Genomic DNA, 20757 nt, shown 5'->3' with positions numbered 1-20757 from the left:
AGAAATTGCAGTTAATGGGGCGAGGAGAAATACGTTAACGCGTCACTGTGTGTTCACTCGTGAAGGGCAGGGATGTTTCAGCGGGCAGTTCAAAAGATTGCAACCAGTGGGTAAATTTTCTTACCGCCTCATCTTGTCTGTCGTTCCATAGCAGAGAGTAGGTTCCGGTATCGATGGTCAAATCGCCAAATGGCGCAACCAGCCTTCCTGTTTTCAGGTGTTTTTCACAGAATAAATAGGGCATTACAACCAAACCCAAGCCATCTTCAGCCGCCTGCATTGCCGCAAACGTATGATCCAGCGTGATAATCTGGTTACTTTCATGATGATCATTTGGGAAATGGCTATGCCAGCGTTTCCAGAGATCGTTACGCGCACGAATTTGAATTTTTATATGATCGCCCAGTTGATCTGGCGAGACCAGCGGTCGGCTGTGCAGATACTGCTGGCTGCAAACCAGCAGGCTTGATTCCCGAAGAAATGGCACAGGTTTAAGTCCGGAAAAATGCGCCGGATCCCGGCGAATAGCGATATCAAAGAGAGAGGCAAAGCTAACGGGACCGATGCTGGTGGTGACATCGACGGTGAGCTCAGGGTGGACTTCATTCAGCTCAGCCAGTCTTGGCATTAGCCAGTGCATGGCGAATGTGGGCAGGCACTGGACGGTTAATCTTCCCGAAAAAACGTTAGCGCTGACCTCTTTTTCTGCCTGCGCAAGTTCATCGAGTAACCGTGTTGCGACGCGGGAAAAGGTCTCACCGGCACTCGTCAGCCTGACAGATTTGTGTGCACGATAAAACAGTTGTACACCCAGTTGTTCTTCCAGTGTGCGGATGTGTCGGCTGACTGCTCCTGTGGTGATAAACAGTTCATCAGCAGCCGCACTGAAGCTGCTTCTGCGTGCAGCAGCTTCGAATGCCGGCAAATGGGGGAGCGAGAGTAATCGTGTCATTGGTTGAGTCTAACTCAACCAATGGACGCAATAAAGATCGTTTGTCAGCGTCTTCCCCTTGCTCATAACATGGCCCGCAACGCTCTGATTCACTATTGATATCCACTTTTTCTGAAGGCAATTTTAGTGAAAGCATTCAATTTGTTTTGCCTTGGCCGGGCGGGGACATGCCTGGGGACAATGGCTTTTGCTGGTGCACTTCCGGTAATACGCGATGAGTGGCATATCGACGCCGCCGCTGCGGGAACAATACAGACGGTATTTAGTATTTCAAACGCCTGTGCCTTATTTGCTGCCTCCTGGCTGTGTGACTATCTGGGGGCTCGCAAGGTGTATCTCATTTTCTCGTGGTTTGGTGTGTTCGCTTTATTGCTTTTCGCCTGTTTTGCCCGCTCTTACTCTTCCGCTCTGGTCATGATGGCCTTCGTCGGATTGACCCAGGGTGGGGCCTATACGCCAGCGATGATGTTGGCGATGGGTATGAACAGTGTGCCCAAACGAGGACTTGCCGTTGGGATGATCCTGGCCGCAGGTTCGTTTGGCTACCTGCTGTCGGTATTTATCTCCGCCTGGGGAGCATTGCGCTGGGGAGCGTCCTTTGCGTTCTATTTATGTGCCGCTGGCGCATTGGTTGGTGCGGTATCCGGTTCAGTGGCGTTATCCGGCTATCAGGAAGACATGCACAGGACGCAGAAGCAGGGGGGATCGGCAAAGCGCCATGTTCTGTCGGTTGGCGCAATACTGCTGATGGCGGGTTATATTGCGCATTGCTGGGAGTTACTGGGGAGCTGGGCATGGACCCCAAGCCTGGTGACGGGTGCGTTGCAAGCCTGGCAGATGGAGCCGATAACCACCGGATTGATCGTCGCCTGTGCCGTACATTTATCGGGGATGTTCTCGACGCTGATTGTAGGAGCAATCTCCGATTATTTTAATCGCGCAACGGTGTTGATCTTCATGGGCGCTGCCGGCGCGTTGAGTTCACTCCTGATGGGATTATCGGCTTCCTGGGGGGCGGGGTGGACGTTGCTGTTTGCGTTTATGGGGAGTTTCTTCATTCTTGGCGATTCGGGCGTTTTATCTGCCGCGATTGCCGATAATGTGCCTCAGGCAAAGCTGGGGAGTGTGATGGGATTGCGGTCGCTACTTGGATTTGGTGTGGGGTCTCTTGCGCCTTTGTCATTTGGTGTGGTGATGGATTCAACGCAAAGCTGGGAACTCGCTTATAGTGTGCTGGCTGCGGGGGGAACCATCGCTTTCTTCTGTGCCTGCGTACTTAGAGTCAACTGTTTTAACGCCAATAAATAACCCGTCTGGCGACGGGTTCTTTTTGAATCAGGCAAAGCGCATGACCCAGGCATCTGACTTACGATCGTAGTGCTCGCGGAATAGAACGGAATGTTCTCCATTGAGAAGGGCCGGGACGCTGGTGTCGGCATCCCAGGCGTCCAGTTGCATACATAAATCCGGATCGGATTTACAAGGAATGGTTAACGTTCGGTCCCCCGGCGATTCGCCATGTAACTCGGCGTCGTCGATTTCAAAAGCGCCAATGCGCACACTGGTTTTCATCATCGTACTCTCCGTTGATTTGCTGGTTGTGGTACGACCAGTTAAGCCGCCCATTTTTCAGCGTAGTCAACGTTAGCAAAAGCGCCAGTAAAAACGTGCGTTATCCCGTAAAGAGTTTACCATCCCGGACAAGATCGCGTGGATAACTGTTCTTCAACCGTGATCCGATCCGTTTTGCCAGTCCAATCGGCTGACGCTGGAACGTAACCAGTACATCGTCGGTTGTTGGAGAGGTTTGTGGGTAGACATCTCTGCCGCGATACCACTCTTCCGCTTCTTCAAGCGTCAGTTCAAACGCATTGCGGTGTTCTGGGTTAGCAAGGGCGATAACCGCCTCATGCTGCCAGCGGTAACCCTTATTGTGGGTTTCAGCGAGTTTAATCCCGAGGCGGGAAAAACGAACTTTACCAATCAGTGGTTCAATGTCTGTCGGGAATAACCAAATTTCTTTATCACGCTGCCAAAGGCGCAGATTGTCTTGCCACTGCAATCCACAGGCAGTAGCGGCCTGGGTGATTTGTGCGACTTCCCGGCTTTTCAGCGGGCTGAAGGGGAAATTTCCCACCTTATATTTCGGCGCTGGCAGTGCAGGTATAGGGGCAGTTTTTCGCAAACGCGCGACAAAGAAGCCTTCACAGTCATAAATTTGCGGGAAGACATGCAGGAATCCCTCTGGTGTCAGGGCGCGTCCGGCCTCCGGGAATAAATCACCCAGAGGAAGAAATTCGACGGCGCCCGGGTAAGTCTCTATTAGCCACTGCATGATGGATTCATTTTCATCACGGTTAAGTGTGCAGGTGGAATAAACCAGTGTGCCGCCAGGGCGAAGGGCGTGGAAGGCGCTATCAAGCAGCTCGCGCTGGGTAACAGCAATGTCCAGATTGCTTTCGATGGACCAATTTTTTAGTGCATCGGGATCTTTACGCACGACGCCTTCGCCTGAGCACGGTGCGTCCAGGAGAATGGCATCAAACGTTTCTGGCAACGCGGCGCCAAACACGCGGCCATCAAAATGAGTGAGTGCGACGTTCGCAATCCCGCAACGACTGATATTGGCATGCAGAACTTTGACGCGGCTGGCAGAAAATTCATTCGCCAGAATTGCACCCTGATTATTCATTTTGGCGGCAATTTGCGTGGTTTTGGAGCCTGGCGCGGCGGCAACATCCATCACCCGCTCCGGGATATTGCTATCGGCAAATAACGCAGCAACAGGCAACATCGAACTGGCTTCCTGAATATAAAACAGTCCGCTTAAATGCTCAGCCGTACTGCCGAGCGGTACAGACTCTTCATCGTTGCGCTCAATCCAAAAGCCTTCAGCACACCAGGGAACCGGAGTGAGTGACCAGCCATAAGGCGCGGTTAAGTCGAGAAAATCAGCAACGGAGATTTTCAGCGTATTGACGCGGATGCTGCGGCGTAATGGGCGCTGGCAGGCTGCGAGAAAATCGTCAAAAGAGAGCGTGGAAGGCATTGCTTCACGCATTTGCGTCAGAAAGGCGTCAGGAAAATAAGCCACTTGGTACCACCGGCAAAAAAACAAGTGCGCAGTGTAGCATATACCCTCAATAATTCGAGTTACAGGACAACAACGTTCCTACGTGAAGTATGACAAGGCTAACCGCTCCGGCGCGAGTACGCCGGAGCGGGGGAAAGATTAGCGTGGCAGGGCGGTTCCCCATTGACGCCATTCTTTCGGTTCACTCTCCAGCAGCAGGAAGTGTTTACCCGCCTGCGCTTTCGGCGCCAGTGGCGTACCTGGTGGGGTGGCAAACGCGATACCACCGCGGATGAACTGATTGAAGGTACCCGTCTTCACGACGCCGCCGGTGAGGCCAAAATCGAGGTTGTAGCCAGATGCCAGCCAGAACACAGAGTTATTGCGCACCAGGTGCTGGTAGCGCTGACTGATGCGCATGGCTACCATCACGCGATCGGACAGTGAACCCAGCGTCAGACCCGTGACGGTCCCCACTTCAATACCTCTGAACAGAACCGGAGTACCGATATTGAGTGATCCCGCTTCTGGTGCCTCTACCACGATACTCAGACCATCAAGGTAACGTGAATCAGTAATCGTCGCTTCCTGCAGTTCAAAATCACGGCGCGGATTACCGCGTCCTGGTTCCACGTTAATGTATGGTTGTAAGATAGTATCCAGATGCTCTACACCTGCCGCCGAAATTTGCGGGGTAATGACTGAGAAACGTGTACCGCTACGCGCAAACGTCTGGACATACTCCGGATACAACACCGCTTTTGCCTGAACTTCGTTACGGCTGGTGAGCAGTTCAAGGGTCTGGATCTGACCTATATCGATCCCCAGGTAGCGAATTGGCATCCCTGCGGCGAGTTTCCCGGCGTCAAACGCGTGCAGAGTAATCTGTCCTCCTACCGCACGTGCAGCGGTCTCTGACGCGTACAAAATACGCTTGTCGCCTTTACGCTGGCTGGCGCTGGCACCGCTCAGATTATCGAAGCTAATCGCCCCTTTTAGCGCCCGCGACAGGGGAGAGGCCTGTACGGTCAGGCCGCTGCCGTTAAGCTGAACTTTTGCGCCACCTTCAGCCCAGAATACGCTGTTGCTGGTTAGCAGATTGCGGTATTCCGGTTTGATATGCAGATCGATATCAAACGCATCGGCACGAGGGCGTACGCTAATGACTTCACCGACGTCGAATTTGCGGTATAGCACCACCGACCCGGTCTGCACATCGGGTAGCGTCTCGGCGCTCAGGCTGACGGTGGTGGTGGGCAGATCGCTCAGGCTGTTCTCAATGGCTTTTTCGAGGTTTGCATACAGCGGATAGCTTTTTTTCATTTCACCTTTGGTACCGGGTAAAATGCGAATACCGCCGCTTATCCATTCGCTGGCGCTGGCACCAAGGAACTCAACGCCATCAAGGCCCACTTTGACATCCACTCGACTATTAACCACGAATTTGCTGTCACCCTGCACCAGTGCACGATGCTGTGGCTCGATAGCAACGATAAATGAAACGCCATTGCTTGATAGCTTCCGTTCGATAACCTGACCGACCTGTACGCCATGAAGGATCAGCGGCTGGCCGGCATCGATGCCGTAGCTTTCCGGGGCGGTCAGCGTAAGCGTCATAACGCCGGGATCATGAAGCAGGGACTGTTCACCGGGGATCACCACAAACTGGCTACGTGGCTCACCTTCGCCGGGCACCAGTTCAAACGTTTTTCCTGTTAGCAGCGAGCTCAGGTTCATATCGTTTAATGATAATTTGGGGTTTTGTAACTCAATGCGCGTGCCATCGCGCAGTAGCGTTACAACGCTGGGGTCGACGGTCATTTCACCGGTGACTTTACCCCCTGGATTCAAATCCAGTCTGGTCAGTTGACCGACTTCCAGGCCCTGATACATCAGCGGGGTTGATCCAGCCTTCAGTCCATCGCCGTTGGGTAGCGCCAGTTTGACAATCACGCCACGTTGGCTGTGGGCGAGATCCTGATATAGCCCAAACGTATCGTCGGCGGCAGCAGGTTGCGAATCTTCTGGGGAGTCAAAGGCTATGGCGCCATTGACCAGCGCGGCCAGGCTTTCCAGTTTTACCTTTGCGCCGCTCAGGCTGACATCGGCATTCACCCCGGACACATTCCAGAAACGACTGCCTTTTTTCACCAGATTGGTAAAGCGACGCTCAATCAGGACATCGATGGTTACACCTTGATGATTGGGGTTGATGGTGTAGTCATAGACCCGGCCTACCGGGATCTTGCGGAAATAAACCAACGAACCGCTGTTAAGGGAACCGAGGTCGGGAGCCTGCAGATGCAACATTAAATCGCCATTATTCAGCCGATATTTTGGCTGTGTGTCGAGCGCGACGAAATGATCTTCCGGTTCGCCGGTGCCCGGCATCATCCCGATATAGTTCCCGCCAACCAGCGCATCGAGGCCAGAAACCCCCGCCAGTGATGCCTTCGGCGTGACCAGCCAGAATTGCGTGTCTTTGCGCAAAGCATCCTTCATGGTGGACTTGATACTGACGCGAACTTCAATTTTACGCAGATCTTTACTCAGGCTGATATCCTGCACGGTGCCAACTTCGACACCCTGATAGCGCACGGGAGTTCGGCCTGGTACAATGCCGTCCGCGGACATAAAGTCGATGGTCACGGTATTGCCACGATCTTCATAGCTGCCCCAGATGAGCCATCCAGCAATCATTAGCGCGATGAACGGCAGCAGCCAGAACGGAGAGATACGGCGTTTTGTTTTAATTTGCGCTTCAATCTGCGAAGCGGGCGTTTCCTGACTCATGTGCATCCCAAAGTAAGCGGCTGTCCAGCCATTCCACTGCAAGAATAGTCAATATTACCGCTGCACCGAAATAAAACGCAGCCGGTCCCATAGTAAAAGCAAGTATCTGATCGCGATTTATCAGTGACATTGTTAAGGCGATAACAAACAGGTCCAGCATCGACCAGCGACCAATCCAGGTCACCATACGGAGTAGCAGGATGCGGGTGCGTAATCCTTGTTCACATTTAAACTGGATGCTGAACAACAACGTAAACATCACAATCACTTTAGTGAATGGCACCAGGATACTGGCGATAAAAACAATGGCCGCTACGCCAACGTTGCTGTTCGCCAGGGACATGATACCGGTCAGAATAGTGTCTTCCTGACGGGCACCGTTAACGTAAATTACCGAGATGGGCAGCAGATTAGCAGGCAGCAACAGGACAATCGAGGCCAGCAGAGCTGCCCAGCACTTTTGGATGCTCTGATTTCTGCGCCAGCGTAATGGAATATGGCAACGGGGACAGCGGCCTCGGGCATCAGGATAACCTGTAAAGTGACAGCCGAGGCATACACGAAGCTGTCCGTCGGGGCGGCGTGCGGGCCTTTGTGGATAAAAACGTTCCCACAACTGCTCAACATTGAGGTGCGACAGCGTCAAAATGCTCAGGATCACCAGTGCGATAAATGCATAGAGTCCCACTCCGGGCAGCAGAAAAGCATAGTCCTGCACTTTGATAGAGGCGACGCCGATGCCAACAAGATAGATATCAAGCATGACCCACTCTTTAAGCCTTTCCAGCATCAATAATACCGGGCGCAGGTTCATACCGAGAATATTACCAAACCACAGATAAGCGATTGATGACACGAGTATCACGGGAGCACCAATGACGCAAAACATCACGAAGGATGCTGTTAGCGGATCGCCTTGCCGGGTCATCTGCCAGATGCCCTGTACTACATTCGCGTCAATGCGTATGCCTAGTAAATAGATGTGCAGCAGCGGCTCTCCCCATGCGAAGGGCATCAGTAACAGCATGGTGAAAGCCATTGCCGCCAGCCGCGTTAACGACCAGTCACGGCCGTCACGAATTTTGGCCTGACAGCGAGGGCAGAATGCACTTTGGTGCGAACGCATTTTCGGCAAGCTAAACAGCAGGTCACATTCAGGGCATCGTTGGTAATGCGCACGGGGTAGCGCTTCACCAATGGACCTGATCGCTATTTTTTTAGTCGGCGTGATGCGTGGATAAGTTAGGGCCATGTATCGCGAATCAAAGTGTTGAAGTAATGTTATCTTAACCCATGATGGGAATGATCTTGAGCATTTACGCATTTAATGTTTATTTTAGTAGGGTGCAGTTTTAAGTAAGACAACTAAGTGATTACATAATGAACAAAATAGAGCTATACACGGATCTGAACCGTGATTTTCAGGCATTAATGGCAGGTGAAACCAGTTTTCTGGCAACGTTGGCGAATACCAGCGCGTTATTGTACGAACGTCTTGCAGAAGTGAACTGGGCAGGTTTTTACCTGCTTGAGAACACTACGCTAGTGCTCGGTCCCTTCCAGGGGAAAATCGCCTGCGTTCGCATCCCGGTAGGGCGCGGCGTGTGTGGTACTGCGGTGGCGCAGAACCAGGTTCAGCGTATAGAGGACGTGCATGCCTTTGATGGCCATATCGCTTGCGATGCTGCCAGCAATGCGGAAATCGTTCTGCCGATTACGGTTGAGAATCAAATTATCGGCGTGTTGGACATTGATAGCACAGCGTTTGGTCGCTTTACTGAAGAAGATGAACAGGGTCTGCGGACGCTTGTAGCACAGCTTGAAACCGTGCTTGCAACGACGGATTACAAAAAATTCTTTGCGACCGTCGCAGGATAATCAACGGATAACGTAGCAATTACTGATGACGTCATTATAATGACGCCTGTTCATGCCTGCGCTTGTTGGCTACGTCCGTTGTAATCAGGAAATTTCATGGAAAATCAACCTAAGTTGAATAGCAGTAAAGAAGTCATCGCGTTTCTGGCCGAACGCTTCCCGCAGTGTTTTAGTGCGGAAGGCGAAGCGCGCCCGCTGAAAATTGGCATTTTTCAGGATTTGGTAGAGCGTGTTGAGGGCGAAATGAACCTCAGTAAAACACAGCTCCGTTCGGCCTTACGTCTCTATACTTCAAGCTGGCGTTATCTGTACGGCGTTAAGCTGGGCGCAACGCGTGTCGACCTCGACGGCAACCCATGTGGTGAGCTGGATGAGCAACACGTTGAACATGCGCGTAAACAGCTTGAAGAAGCTAAAGCCCGCGTTCAGGCGCAACGTGCAGAGCAACAGGCGAAAAAACGCGAAGCGGCGGCCGCTGCTGGTGAAAAAGAAGACGCACCGCGTCGTGAGCGCAAGCCGCGTCCTGCACCGCGTCGTAAAGAAAGTGCTGAGCGTAAACCTCGCGCTGAAAAACCAGTGGCAAAAGCACCGCGTGCTCCTCGTGAAGAACAGCATACCCCAGTATCTGATATTTCAGTGCTGACGGTAGGGCAGTCTCTGAAGGTGAAAGCAGGTAATAATGCGATGGATGCCACCGTATTAGAAATCACCAAAGATGGCGTCCGTGTACAGCTGAATTCGGGTATGTCTTTGATTGTACGCGCAGAACACCTGGTGTTCTGAAACGGAGGCCAGGCCTGGCATGAACACTTTTTTTAGGCTTACTGCGTTAGCTGGTCTGCTTGCATTTGCAGGCCAGGCACTCGCTGTGGAAGACATCACGCGTGCCGATCAAATCCCCGTTTTAAAGGAAGAAACCCAGCATGCGACGGTGAGTGAACGTGTGACATCACGCTTTACGCGTTCACATTATCGCCAGTTCGATCTGGATCAGGCGTTTTCGGCGAAAATTTTTGACCGCTATCTGAATCTGCTCGACTACAGCCATAACGTGCTGTTGGCGAGCGATATCGAGCAGTTTGCCAAAAAGAAAACCGTCCTCGGTGATGAACTGCGTTCGGGCAAGCTCGATGTCTTTTACGATCTCTATAATCTGGCGCAAAAGCGTCGGTTTGAACGCTACCAGTACGCATTAAGCGTACTGGCTCGTCCAATGGATTTCACCGGTAACGACAACTTTAACCTCGATCGGAGTAAAGCTCCGTGGCCGAAAAGCGAAGCAGAGCTGAATGCGCAGTGGGACGGCAAGGTTAAATTTGACGAACTCAGCCTGAAGTTGACGGGTAAAACCGACGCTGAAATCCGTGAAACACTGACACGTCGTTACAAATTCGCCATCCGCCGTCTGGCGCAGACAAACAGTGAAGATGTGTTCTCACTGGCGATGACCGCGTTTGCACGTGAAATTGATCCACATACTAACTACCTGTCTCCACGTAATACTGAGCAGTTCAATACTGAAATGAGCTTGTCTCTGGAAGGTATTGGCGCGGTTCTGCAAATGGATGATGACTACACCGTCATTAATTCCATGGTTGCAGGTGGCCCGGCAGCGAAGAGCAAAGCGATAAGCGTTGGCGATCGTATTGTTGGCGTCGGTCAGACCGGTAAAGGCATGGTCGATGTGATTGGCTGGCGTCTGGATGATGTTGTCGCACTGATCAAAGGACCAAAAGGCAGCAAAGTTCGCCTTGAGATCCTGCCTGCGGGTAAGGGCACCAAGACACGTACAGTTACGCTGACGCGTGAGCGTATTCGTCTGGAAGACCGTGCCGTTAAAATGTCGGTGAAAACCGTTGGCAAAGAAAAAGTCGGCGTACTGGATATTCCTGGTTTCTATGTTGGCCTGACGGATGACGTCAAAGTTCAGCTGCAGAAACTGGAAAAACAGAATGTCAGCAGCGTGATTATCGATCTGCGTACCAACGGTGGTGGCGCACTGACCGAAGCGGTCTCGCTTTCCGGTCTGTTTATCCCTTCTGGTCCGGTTGTCCAGGTCCGTGATAACAACGGCAAGGTGCGCGAAGACAGCGATACCGATGGCGTTGTTTACTACAAAGGCCCGCTGGTGGTGCTGGTTGACCGCTTCAGTGCCTCTGCATCAGAGATTTTTGCCGCAGCGATGCAGGATTACGGCCGTGCACTGATTGTCGGTGAACCGACGTTTGGTAAGGGTACCGTACAGCAGTATCGTTCTCTGAATCGTATTTACGATCAGATGCTGCGTCCGGAATGGCCGGCACTGGGTTCTGTTCAGTACACCATTCAGAAGTTCTACCGCGTTAATGGTGGCAGTACGCAGCGTAAGGGCGTAACGCCGGATATCATCATGCCAACAGGTAATGAAGAAACCGAAACCGGTGAGAAGTTCGAAGATAACGCGCTGCCGTGGGACAGCATTGATGCTGCAACCTACACCAAGTCCGATAACCTGACGCCGTTTGGGCCGGAATTGCTGAAAGAGCACAATGCACGTATTGCGAACGATCCTGAGTTCCAGTACATCATGAAAGACATTGCGCGTTTCAACGCAATGAAGGATAAGCGCAACATCGCCTCTTTGAATTACGCCCAGCGTGAGAAAGAGAATAACGAAGATGACGCAATGCGTCTGGCGCGTATCAACGATCGGTTTAAGCGAGAAGGAAAGCCGTTGCTGAAGAAACTGGACGATCTGCCGAAGGATTACCAGGAGCCAGATCCGTATCTGGATGAAACGGTGAAAATCGCGCTCGACCTGGCGCATCTTGAAAAAGAAAAGCCAGCGGAACAGCCCGCGACCAGTCAATAACGTCAAACAGGCACAAGAAATTGTGCCTGTTTTTTTAACAAGCGCATGAAGTCGTCAGTCTGATACGATAAAATGTAAAGTTGTGTCTTTCTGGTGACTTAGCACCTATGCATGCTTGAAAATAGCCGTAAGACCCATACGATATGGGTAATCGCATAGTGCGTTTTGTTAAATTGAGGTTAAAAGAAAATTATGATGCGAATCGCGCTCTTCCTGCTGACGAACCTGGCTGTGATGGTCGTTTTCGGGCTGGTATTGAGCCTGACAGGGATTCAGTCAAGCAGCGTTCAAGGCTTGTTAATCATGGCACTGCTGTTTGGTTTTGGTGGTTCCTTCATTTCGCTGCTGATGTCCAAATGGATGGCGTTAAAGTCCGTTGGTGGAGAAGTTATTGAGCAGCCGCGTAATGAGAGAGAACGCTGGCTGATGAATACGGTAGCGACTCAGGCTCGTCAGGCCGGAATTGCAATGCCGCAGGTCGCTATCTATCACGCGCCTGATATTAACGCGTTTGCTACCGGCGCACGCCGGGATGCTTCGCTGGTAGCGGTTAGTACTGGCCTGCTGCAAAACATGAGCCCGGATGAAGCTGAAGCTGTTATTGCGCATGAAATTAGCCACATTGCCAATGGCGATATGGTTACCATGACGCTGATTCAGGGGGTAGTGAACACCTTTGTTATCTTCATTTCGCGTATTCTTGCGCAAATTGCCGCTGGTTTTATGGGTGGGAACCGCGATGAAGGTGAGGAAAGTAACGGTAACCCATTAATCTATTTTGCCGTGGCGACGGTGCTGGAACTGGTGTTCGGTATTCTGGCGAGCATTATTACCATGTGGTTCTCACGCCATCGTGAATTCCATGCGGATGCCGGTTCTGCAAAACTGGTTGGTCGTGAGAAGATGATTGCTGCATTGCAGCGTCTGAAAACCAGTTATGAGCCGCAGGAAGCGACCAGCATGATGGCGTTCTGCATCAACGGTAAATCCAAATCGTTGAGTGAGCTGTTTATGACTCACCCACCTTTGGATAAACGCATTGAAGCGCTGCGTAGTGGTGAATACCTGAAGTAATCCGTGGTAAACGAAAAAGAGAAAGCGCGTCGAAAGACGCGCTTTTTTTATGCCTTAATCCGGGGCTGGGTTATGCGTAATCCGCTAACAATAGCCGCAACAGTTGCCAGGATGCCCGCAGTAATCAGCGAGACGTGCGTACCGCTGTCGCCAAATTGGTTTAGCATCAATGCAACCAGTGCTGCCCCGGTACTTTGTCCAAGCAAGCGTGCCGTTCCCAGCATCCCGCTCGCACCGCCACTGCGTTCACGCGGCGCGGAGGTGATGATGGTGTGGTTATTCGGTGACTGGAACAGGCCAAAACCCGCACCGCATAAAATCATCGGCCAGATGATATTAAAATCAGAAGGCGTTGCAGGCAGTAGCACCAGCGAGAATAACCCGCTTGCCATGACGGCCATACCCAGCGCACCTAAAAGACCCGCATGAACGCGTTCAATCAGATAACCAGCCAGCGGTGCCATGACCATGGTTGCGAGTGGCCATGGGGTCAGTAGTAGTCCTGTTTCGACTTCGCTACGACCCAGTACGGTTTGCAAAAAGAAGGGCAGGGAAACCATCGCCAACATTTGCGCGCTGAATGAACAGATTGACGTGCAAATCGAGAGCGAAAACAGCGGAATGCGCAGCAGGTCAACCGGTAATAACGGTACCGGTAGTGCGAGCTGGCGACGGATAAAGAAAAAACCTACCACGATGAGACCTACGAGCTCAGCACCAATTAACTTAAGCGATTGCCCTTGTGCAAAACCACTTAGTGCGGTGATTAGCAAACCGAACGTTAGTGCATTCATTACCGCGCTGGGCAGATCAAAACGTGGCTTATTGTTACGCGGTGTATTAGGTGGCAGGAAGCGCATGGCCAGCAGCAACGCGATAATCCCCAGTGGAACGTTAATCAGAAACAACCATTTCCACGAGGCAATCGAAAGGATCGCTGCCGCAATAGTCGGGCCTGCTGCTGAGGAAACCGCCACGATAAAGGAGTTGATCCCCATGCCTCGCCCAAGCTGGCGCTGCGGATAAATCAGGCGAATGAGTGCTGTATTCACGCTCATCAATGCCGCGCCGCCGAAACCCTGAGCCACTCGCGCCAGTGTGAGCATGTGCAGCGAATCGGAGAGGGCACAGAAGAGTGATGCGAGCAGAAATACCACCAGTCCGCACTTGTATATGCGTCGGTAGCCAAACATATCACCCAAAAATGAGAGAGACAGGAGTGATACGACAATCGCGATTTGGTAGGCGTTAACGACCCAGATTGAGCTGGCTGCGGAGGCCTGAAGATCGGTGGCAATCGTCGGCAGGGCAACGTTAGCAATTGCGCCGTCCAGTACTGCCATAGAGATGCCAATAACAATGGTTAAAATTGCACCATATCGCTGGGGCAATGGCAGGCCATCGGCCTGAATTTTTTCCATAGGAAGTCAATTTTGTCGGAAATTATGATGAGAATAATAATTTTAGCATTGATATTCAGGCGTTAGGTCGCAGATTTGTAACTAAGTGAGCAAAGACAGATTGCGGCGGTTGGTACGTGAAATTATAATAAAAACCGGTTCTGATTTTTATAAAACACTCGCAATGAGGTGGTAAATGGCTATCGCAGATCTGGATAAACAACCCGATTCTGTATCTTCTGTGCTGAAGGTTTTTGGCATCCTGCAGGCGCTGGGTGAAGAGCGCGAAATTGGTATTACCGAATTGTCACAACGCGTCATGATGTCGAAAAGCACCGTTTATCGCTTTTTGCAGACCATGAAAACGCTGGGTTATGTGGCACAAGAAGGCGAGTCTGAGAAATATTCCCTGACCCTGAAACTATTTGAGCTGGGCGCGCGTGCATTACAGAACGTTGATCTGATCCGTAGCGCTGACATCCAGATGCGTGAACTTTCGCGTCTGACCAAAGAAACAGTACATCTTGGTGCGCTGGATGAAGACAGCATTGTCTACATCCATAAAATTGACTCGATGTACAATTTGCGCATGTATTCCCGCGTAGGTCGTCGTAATCCGCTGTACAGTACCGCTATTGGTAAAGTACTGCTGGCATGGCGTGACCGCGATGAAGTGAAACAAATTCTGGATGGTATTGAGTACAAACGCAGTACAGATCGTACAATCACGAACACCGATGAATTACTGGTATTGCTGGACAAAGTCCGTGAGCAGGGCTATGGCGAAGACAACGAAGAGCAGGAAGAAGGACTGCGCTGCATCGGTGTACCGGTATTTGATCGTTTCGGCGTGGTTATTGCGGGTCTGAGTATCTCATTCCCGACGCTGCGTTTTTCTGAAGAACGTTTGCACGAATATGTCGAAATGCTGCACACCGCAGCGCGTAAGATTTCAGAGCAAATGGGTTACAACGATTACCCGTTCTGATTTTAACGCGTTGCGAAACGCAAAAAACCCGATACAGCGTATCGGGTTTTTTTACGACCTGCCGTCGTAGCCGGAGCAAATAACGTACTGACTTTTTGCTGCTATATTAACCGTTATCGATAACTACGGTGCTTTTCCTCAACAGGGGACAATCTGATAGGCCAATGATGCCGCTGTTGGTATGGACGTATTGCGCGGTGCTGGTCCCGCGGGCGGTCAGATATTGACATTGCAGGCCCAGACCTGCTGCAGTCTCCTTACTTCCTATCAAAACGCCGTAGCCACTCAGTAATAAACCGATCCAAACCAGAGCGAGCAACACAATAGCGCGGATAATCAGACGCATTACAACCTCTTATCTTTTCTCGTTATTCTTAGATTAGCCTGTACACGGGATGAAACAAGTGAATCATTCCTAAAAACATTTAATGCCGTTACAGTTAACTTAGGGTTTAGGTAACTCATGATAATTTATCAACATAAGCTGTAGGTTTGGAGAGTGGAGTTGGAGTGAAAAAAATTCGATGGGTGGTCCTGATAGTTGTCGTGCTGGTATGCATGCTGATGTGGGCGCAGGTGTTCAACATCATGTGCGATCAGGACGTACAATTTTTCAGCGGAATTTGCGCCATCAATAAATTTATTCCCTGGTAAGCGCATTTCAGTAACAGTTGATTACCTTCTTGTGCGGCAATGGTAAACTACGCTGTCTACATTGAGGTGGTGAAATGAACGAAGTTTTGAATTCTGGCGCGTTGAGTTTTGCGTCTTTAGCGGTATCGGTGGTGGTTCTGGTAATCGGGCTTGTATTGTGGTTTTTCATCAATCGGGCAAGTTCGCGTACTAACGAGCAGATTGAACTGCTTGAGGCGTTGTTGGATCAGCAAAAACGACAGAACGCATTGCTCCGTCGTCTTTGTGAAGCTAACGAACCGGAAAAAGCAGAAGAGCCTGCTGCGGTGCAAACTCAGGATGAAGATGATGACATCATTCGCCTGGTAGCCGAACGGTAGTAAACAGAAAGACAGGGTGAGAGTCTGTAGATGCTATTCTCAGATGCTTCATCCTGTCGTCAACGATATCAGATTATTTTCTTCTGCAACAATCCAGTAATTACTGCGCTGGCACACGTGGAACCTGCGCTTTTCCAGATGCTCTGACCAATTAATATCTTATCTCTGGTTCGACATAAATATAATTATCCATAGATTAATAATATGATTGTGTCATTTTTGTGATACCGATCGTTTTATTATCAGCGAAACGTTTCTCTTACTTTTTTTTGTGCATTGTCATCATTCTTTCATTATTTTGGTGCAAAACCAGAATGCTGATCTCATTTTTATGCTTGTGATATTTTATGCATTACTCAGCATAAAAAATGATATCCGGCAGAGGCTGTGACAGATAATCTGGAACAGTTCAACCTGATGAGCTATGGTAGAAAAGTCCCTGCTACGGCGCAGGCCTGCCGGGGCAAGGGTGAGAGGCGGGGATATATCTCTACTTGGCCTGGCGCATAACTGTGCAGTTGTTGTTTGATGAACTGCGGGATTTGTGCGACCGATCGAGACACGTTTAAAAATGGCTTGCCATTATTAACGTTGTATGTGATAACACGGTTTGGGTTAAACGAGGTACAGTTCTGTTTATGTGTGGCATTTTCAGTAAAGAAGTCCTGAGTAAACACGTTGACGTTGAATACCGCTTCTCTGCCGAACCTTATATTAGTGCCTCAAGCAGTAATGTCTCAGTTTTATCTATGTTATGCCTGCGGGCGAAGAAAATACTCTAAGGAATTTTGCAAATGGCAAAGATTAAAGGTCAAGTTAAGTGGTTCAACGAGTCTAAAGGTTTTGGTTTCATTACTCCGGCTGATGGCAGCAAAGACGTGTTCGTACACTTCTCCGCTATCCAGGGTAACGGCTTCAAAACTCTGGCTGAAGGCCAGAACGTTGAGTTCGAAATTCAGGACGGCCAGAAAGGTCCGGCTGCTGTTAACGTAACAGCTATCTGATCGACACCACTGATTTGAAGCGCTCAGGCGCAACCAATTCAGATATAAAGCCTCGCTTATGCGGGGCTTTTTAATTCAAGTTACGTCAAAATATTTCTGAATGCCTCTCCATTAGTGCTTTGTTGCAAAGGCGTGATGTTCGTAGCATTGTTTTCCCCGCTTTATCCCGGCAATTCCCGTTAAATCAGTCACCTGAAAAACTATCTTGCTGGAGCCCCGGTGAAAAAGAAAAACGACGGCGATGCGCGCAATTTTACTCCCGTACGTTTTGCCCTGCTTTGTGTGGCAATATTGTTGAGTCTGGGATTGTTGCTTGGTCGGGTTGCGTGGTTACAAATCGTCACCCCTACGAGTCTGGTCAAGCAGGAGGATATGCGTTCGTTACGTGAAGTCACAATCGCCTCACCGCGCGGGATGATTACCGACAGAGAAGGACGTCCCCTCGCAGTAAGCGTGCCGGTGAATGCAGTTTGGGCCGATCCCAAGACCATTATTAGCAAGGGGGGCGTGGGTTATAACGAACGTTGGCAAGCACTGGCCAGAACCCTGCATCTGTCACTCAGTTCACTGGCGGAACGTGTAAACAGTAACCCTGGCGGACGTTTTATCTATCTGGCACGACAGATTTCTCCGCAGCAGGCAGAGTGGGTCGATGATCTTAATCTCCCGGGGATCAATCTGCGCGAAGAATCCCGCCGTTTCTATCCCGCAGGTCATGTGGCGGCGAATCTCATCGGCTTTACGAACATTGATGGACAAGGTATTGAAGGCCTGGAGAAAAGCTTCAACAGTCAGTTGATGGGTAAACCCAGCTCTCGTCTTGTGCGCAAAGACAAGTTTGGGCATGTGATTGAAAATATCACGGAAGTGATGCCGGTCCCCGCGCACGAATTGCAGCTCAGTATTGATGAGCGTTTGCAGACGGTGACTGAAGATGCGCTGGACAATGCCGTGACATGGAATAAAGCGGATTCTGGTGCGGCGGTGCTGGTAAGTATTGCCACCGGTGAAATCCTGTCGATGGCAAGTTTTCCCGATTTTAACCCTAATAACCGCGAAGGCGCGGTACTGGATGATTTCCGCAACCGTGCAATTAGTGACACCTTTGAACCTGGCTCAACAGTCAAACCATTAGTGATTATGACCGCTCTGCAGCAGGGGATTGTACAGCCTGACAGCGTGATTGATACCCACCCCTTTAATGTTGATGGCCATCGTATCCGCGACGTCGGGTTTTACCCTGAGCTATCGCTTACCGGTATTTTGCAGAAATCGAGCGATACCGGCGTGTCGCACCTTTCGCTGGCAATGCCGGTACAGAAACTGCTGGATACCTATAAAAGCTTTGGCTTCGGTGATCCAACTGGCTTAGGTCTCACCGGGGAAAGTAGCGGCTTAATGCCCCAGCGACGTTACTGGAGCGATTTGGACCGCGCGACCTTTGCATTCGGCTATGGGTTAATGGTGACACCGCTCCAACTGGCACATGTCTATGCCACTATCGGCAGTTTTGGCGTCTACCGACCGCTTTCAATTACACGTATCGACCCACCAGTGATAGGAACTCGTGTAATGCCAGAGGCGCTGGTGCATCAGGTTGAACATATGATGGAGAGCGTTGCGCTACCCGGCGGCGGTGGGACCAAGGCTGCGGTGAGGGATTATCGTGTTGCGGTGAAAACCGGGACGGCAAAAAAAATAGGCGATGACGGTAAGTACGTCGATAAATACGTGGCTTATACGGCAGGGGTTGCCCCTGCCAGTGATCCGAAATTCGCGCTGGTCGTGGTGATAAATAACCCACAAAACGGCGCTTACTACGGCGGTGCGGTATCGGCCCCGGTGTTCAGCCAGATCATGGGGGATGTCCTGCGTCTGGAAAACGTGAAACCCGACGGGATGCCAGCCGATTCTGACCATCTGCTGGTGATGCATGGTAGTAGCCAGGCCTCACCGTCGCTGTAAGTTATTTTCGCGGGGCGCGAATCGCGTTACACTTGCGCCCTTAAATCACCAGCCGGAGTTGTCATGTCGTTTTCCTGTCCCCTTTGTCATCAGCCTCTTACTCAAGCGAATAACAGTTTTGTGTGCCCTGGACGGCATCAGTTTGACGTGGCAAAAGAGGGGTATGTCAACCTGATACCGGTTCAGCATAAGCGGTCACGCGATCCGGGTGACAGTGCGGAAATGATGCAGGCTCGCCGGGCATTTCTGGATGCCGGGCACTATCAACCGCTGCGCGATGCGATTGTGAACGCGCTCAGCGAGAGGCTGGGAAAAAGTCATGTGTCGATTCTGGATATCGGCTGTGGGGAAGGGTACTACACCCGCGCTTTCGCGGATGCGATAGCGAATGGCTCGACCTTTGGTCTGGACGTTTCGAAGGTGGCGATTAAGGCTGCAGCCCGGCGCTATCCACAAGTGACTTTTTGCGTTGCCTCAAGCCATCGTCTGCCGTTTGCCGATGCGTCAATGGACGCCATTATCAGGATCTACGCCCCCTGCAAAGCGCAAGAGCTGGCTCGTGTGGTTAAACCGGGTGGGTGGGTGATTACGGCAACGCCAGGCCCACGGCATTTAATGGAGCTTAAGGGGCTGATTTATGATGAGGTGCGTCTGCATGCGCCTCATACAGAGCAGCTTGACGGCTTTGTCCTGCAACAGAGTATTGCACTGGGGTATCCGATGCAGCTCAATGGTAGTGAGGCGGTCGCATTACTGCAAATGACGCCGTTTGCCTGGCGAGCAAAACCGGAAGTCTGGGAGGCGTTGGCGGAGAAATCGGTATTTGACTGCCAGACAGACTTTAGTATTCATATCTGGCAACGTGTAGATTAACCGTGAAAGTGTGCCCAGAGAATCTGGGCACCGATACCAATCAGGACTACCCCACCCAGAATTTCCGCGCGTTTGCCCAACATCGGGCCAATAAAACGCCCGATCATCATCCCGAGAGTAGACATAATTAATGTGGCGCAGCCGATAGCAAGCGCAGTCGCGATGATGTTCACCTGAAGAAAGGCCAGACCTACGCCGACGGCCATTGCATCGAGACTGGTGGCGATTGCGGTGGTAACCAGTAGCCAAAAACCGTGGCGGCGCTGTGGCTCTTCGTCTTCATCGCCATTGTCGCGGAAACCTTCGATTATCATTCGGCCACCTAAAAAGATCAGCAGGATGAAGGCGATCCAGTGGTTCCACTCCAACACGAATTTGCTGGCAAGCATGCCCATTCCCCAGCCAATTAGCGGCGTAAGGGTCTCGACTGCACCAAAAATAAGGCCGGTACGCAGGGCTTCAGAGAATTTAGGTTTATGTAAGGTGGCGCCTTTGCCAATTGATGCCGCGAAAGCATCCATCGACATGCCGAAAGCGAGAAGAACAGTTGCGGTGATATTCATAACAGCGTCCTGACCGGGGTATTCCATAAAACACATCACTGCCCCCAGTAACCATGCACACTGAGCGGACCCACTGTCTATACAGAGCCATTCAAATATGCATTGCAGTTGATGTGCCTATGGTCTCGCCTGACTAAACGTGATGTTCAGTCCGTACGTGCCACGTTTTTCAACGAGTATGTTGACACGTACATTTCCGGAGTCTGGAAATCGGCTACTCCCCAACGACGGGCGCAACCTTAACATATTTTTGGAATATAAAACAAGAAACGCAGAAATATTATTTGACTTCTAAATGAAAACAATTTTCATTTAGGTTTATTTATAGAT

Annotated in this window: 20 protein-coding genes and 1 riboswitch; of the genes, 12 read left to right on the top strand and 8 right to left on the bottom strand. The window is 50.9% G+C overall.

The features are described from left to right. Positions 1–34: 34 nt before the first annotated feature. Positions 35–952 (bottom strand): LysR substrate-binding domain-containing protein, encoded by a 918-nt coding sequence (locus NNO08_RS14815; protein WP_271457001.1) that lies wholly within the window; start codon positions 950–952, stop codon positions 35–37. A gap of 126 nt (positions 953–1078) precedes the next feature. Here NNO08_RS14815 and NNO08_RS14810 point away from each other — a divergent pair, with 126 nt between their 5' ends. Beyond that, positions 1079–2260, top strand: coding sequence for an MFS transporter (locus NNO08_RS14810; RefSeq protein ID WP_271457000.1), 1182 nt, complete (start codon positions 1079–1081; stop codon positions 2258–2260). Positions 2261–2287: 27 nt separating this feature from the next. Here the strand turns inward: NNO08_RS14810 and NNO08_RS14805 are convergent, their stop codons facing one another. The 4 genes from NNO08_RS14805 to yebS all read right to left on the bottom strand — a co-directional run bounded on the left by NNO08_RS14805 (position 2288) and on the right by yebS (position 8070). Continuing rightward, positions 2288–2524 (bottom strand): YebV family protein, encoded by a 237-nt coding sequence (locus NNO08_RS14805; protein WP_101742234.1) that lies wholly within the window; start codon positions 2522–2524, stop codon positions 2288–2290. 100 nt (positions 2525–2624) lie between these two features. Continuing rightward, positions 2625–4046: a 16S rRNA (cytosine(1407)-C(5))-methyltransferase RsmF gene (gene rsmF / locus NNO08_RS14800; RefSeq protein ID WP_271456999.1), complete on the bottom strand. Its 1422-nt coding sequence runs from the start codon at positions 4044–4046 to the stop codon at positions 2625–2627. Between the two features lie 138 nt (positions 4047–4184). Next, the gene (locus NNO08_RS14795; RefSeq protein ID WP_271442557.1) at positions 4185–6818 is read right to left on the bottom strand and encodes a PqiB family protein; all 2634 of its coding nucleotides are present in this window, start codon (positions 6816–6818) and stop codon (positions 4185–4187) included. Then, on the bottom strand, positions 6787–8070 hold the full coding sequence (gene yebS, locus NNO08_RS14790; protein ID WP_271450101.1) for a membrane integrity lipid transport subunit YebS: 1284 nt from the start codon (positions 8068–8070) through the stop codon (positions 6787–6789). Before yebS ends, NNO08_RS14795 begins: the two co-directional genes overlap by 32 nt. A 128-nt stretch (positions 8071–8198) precedes the next feature. Between yebS and NNO08_RS14785 the strand changes: the two genes are divergently transcribed. From NNO08_RS14785 to htpX, 4 genes are all read left to right on the top strand, one after another. Then, complete coding sequence (locus NNO08_RS14785) at positions 8199–8696, top strand: GAF domain-containing protein (protein WP_048211393.1); 498 nt, start codon at positions 8199–8201, stop codon at positions 8694–8696. A 96-nt stretch (positions 8697–8792) separates the two neighbouring features. Further along, a complete protein-coding gene (gene proQ, locus NNO08_RS14780) occupies positions 8793–9479 on the top strand; it encodes an RNA chaperone ProQ (RefSeq protein WP_137381595.1) in 687 nt (228 codons plus the stop codon). A gap of 19 nt (positions 9480–9498) precedes the next feature. After that, complete coding sequence (gene prc / locus NNO08_RS14775; protein ID WP_271456998.1) at positions 9499–11547, top strand: carboxy terminal-processing peptidase; 2049 nt, start codon at positions 9499–9501, stop codon at positions 11545–11547. 192 nt (positions 11548–11739) lie between these two features. Then, complete coding sequence (gene htpX / locus NNO08_RS14770; protein WP_271450102.1) at positions 11740–12621, top strand: protease HtpX; 882 nt, start codon at positions 11740–11742, stop codon at positions 12619–12621. A gap of 47 nt (positions 12622–12668) precedes the next feature. On the opposite strand, the gene NNO08_RS14765 is transcribed toward htpX, so the two are convergent. Beyond that, entirely contained in the window at positions 12669–14042 is a 1374-nt protein-coding gene (locus NNO08_RS14765; protein WP_271442554.1) for an MFS transporter, read from the bottom strand. Between the two features lie 175 nt (positions 14043–14217). On the opposite strand from NNO08_RS14765, the gene kdgR reads away from it, so the two are divergent. Beyond that, the gene (gene kdgR, locus NNO08_RS14760) at positions 14218–15009 is read left to right on the top strand and encodes a DNA-binding transcriptional regulator KdgR (RefSeq protein WP_005120190.1); all 792 of its coding nucleotides are present in this window, start codon (positions 14218–14220) and stop codon (positions 15007–15009) included. A 106-nt stretch (positions 15010–15115) separates the two neighbouring features. Here the strand turns inward: kdgR and NNO08_RS14755 are convergent, their stop codons facing one another. Next, positions 15116–15355, bottom strand: coding sequence for a YobH family protein (locus NNO08_RS14755; protein WP_061068061.1), 240 nt, complete (start codon positions 15353–15355; stop codon positions 15116–15118). A 164-nt stretch (positions 15356–15519) separates the two neighbouring features. Here NNO08_RS14755 and mgrB point away from each other — a divergent pair, with 164 nt between their 5' ends. From mgrB to rlmA, 6 genes are all read left to right on the top strand, one after another. Further along, positions 15520–15663, top strand: a complete 144-nt coding sequence (gene mgrB / locus NNO08_RS14750) for a PhoP/PhoQ regulator MgrB (protein ID WP_202038431.1) — start codon at positions 15520–15522, stop codon at positions 15661–15663. A 74-nt stretch (positions 15664–15737) separates the two neighbouring features. Further along, positions 15738–16022: a YebO family protein gene (locus NNO08_RS14745; protein ID WP_271442553.1), complete on the top strand. Its 285-nt coding sequence runs from the start codon at positions 15738–15740 to the stop codon at positions 16020–16022. Between the two features lie 638 nt (positions 16023–16660). Continuing rightward, positions 16661–16804 carry a DUF2627 domain-containing protein gene (locus NNO08_RS14740; RefSeq protein WP_003034983.1) on the top strand — a complete coding sequence of 48 codons (144 nt, stop codon included), beginning with the start codon at positions 16661–16663 and terminating at the stop codon, positions 16802–16804. Between the two features lie 12 nt (positions 16805–16816). Beyond that, positions 16817–17026 carry a transcription antiterminator/RNA stability regulator CspE gene (gene cspE, locus NNO08_RS14735; RefSeq protein WP_001062678.1) on the top strand — a complete coding sequence of 70 codons (210 nt, stop codon included), beginning with the start codon at positions 16817–16819 and terminating at the stop codon, positions 17024–17026. 219 nt (positions 17027–17245) lie between these two features. Further along, entirely contained in the window at positions 17246–18991 is a 1746-nt protein-coding gene (ftsI, locus tag NNO08_RS14730) for a peptidoglycan glycosyltransferase FtsI (RefSeq protein ID WP_271456997.1), read from the top strand. Between the two features lie 63 nt (positions 18992–19054). Beyond that, a complete protein-coding gene (rlmA, locus tag NNO08_RS14725) occupies positions 19055–19864 on the top strand; it encodes a 23S rRNA (guanine(745)-N(1))-methyltransferase (RefSeq protein WP_271456996.1) in 810 nt (269 codons plus the stop codon). On the opposite strand, the gene mntP is transcribed toward rlmA, so the two are convergent. Next, positions 19861–20427, bottom strand: coding sequence for a manganese efflux pump MntP (gene mntP, locus NNO08_RS14720; RefSeq protein WP_260864149.1), 567 nt, complete (start codon positions 20425–20427; stop codon positions 19861–19863). The two genes, rlmA and mntP, sit on opposite strands and share 4 nt — an antisense overlap. Before the next feature lie 131 nt (positions 20428–20558). After that, a riboswitch (yybP-ykoY riboswitch) is annotated at positions 20559–20662 on the bottom strand. Between the last annotated feature and the right edge of the window lie 95 nt (positions 20663–20757).

The organism is Citrobacter sp. Igbk 17, from assembly GCF_028069775.1.
Lineage (GTDB): Bacteria > Pseudomonadota > Gammaproteobacteria > Enterobacterales > Enterobacteriaceae > Citrobacter.
The sequence above is the reverse complement of the archived record's forward strand: the minus strand, read 5'-3'. Positions and strand labels throughout refer to the sequence as shown.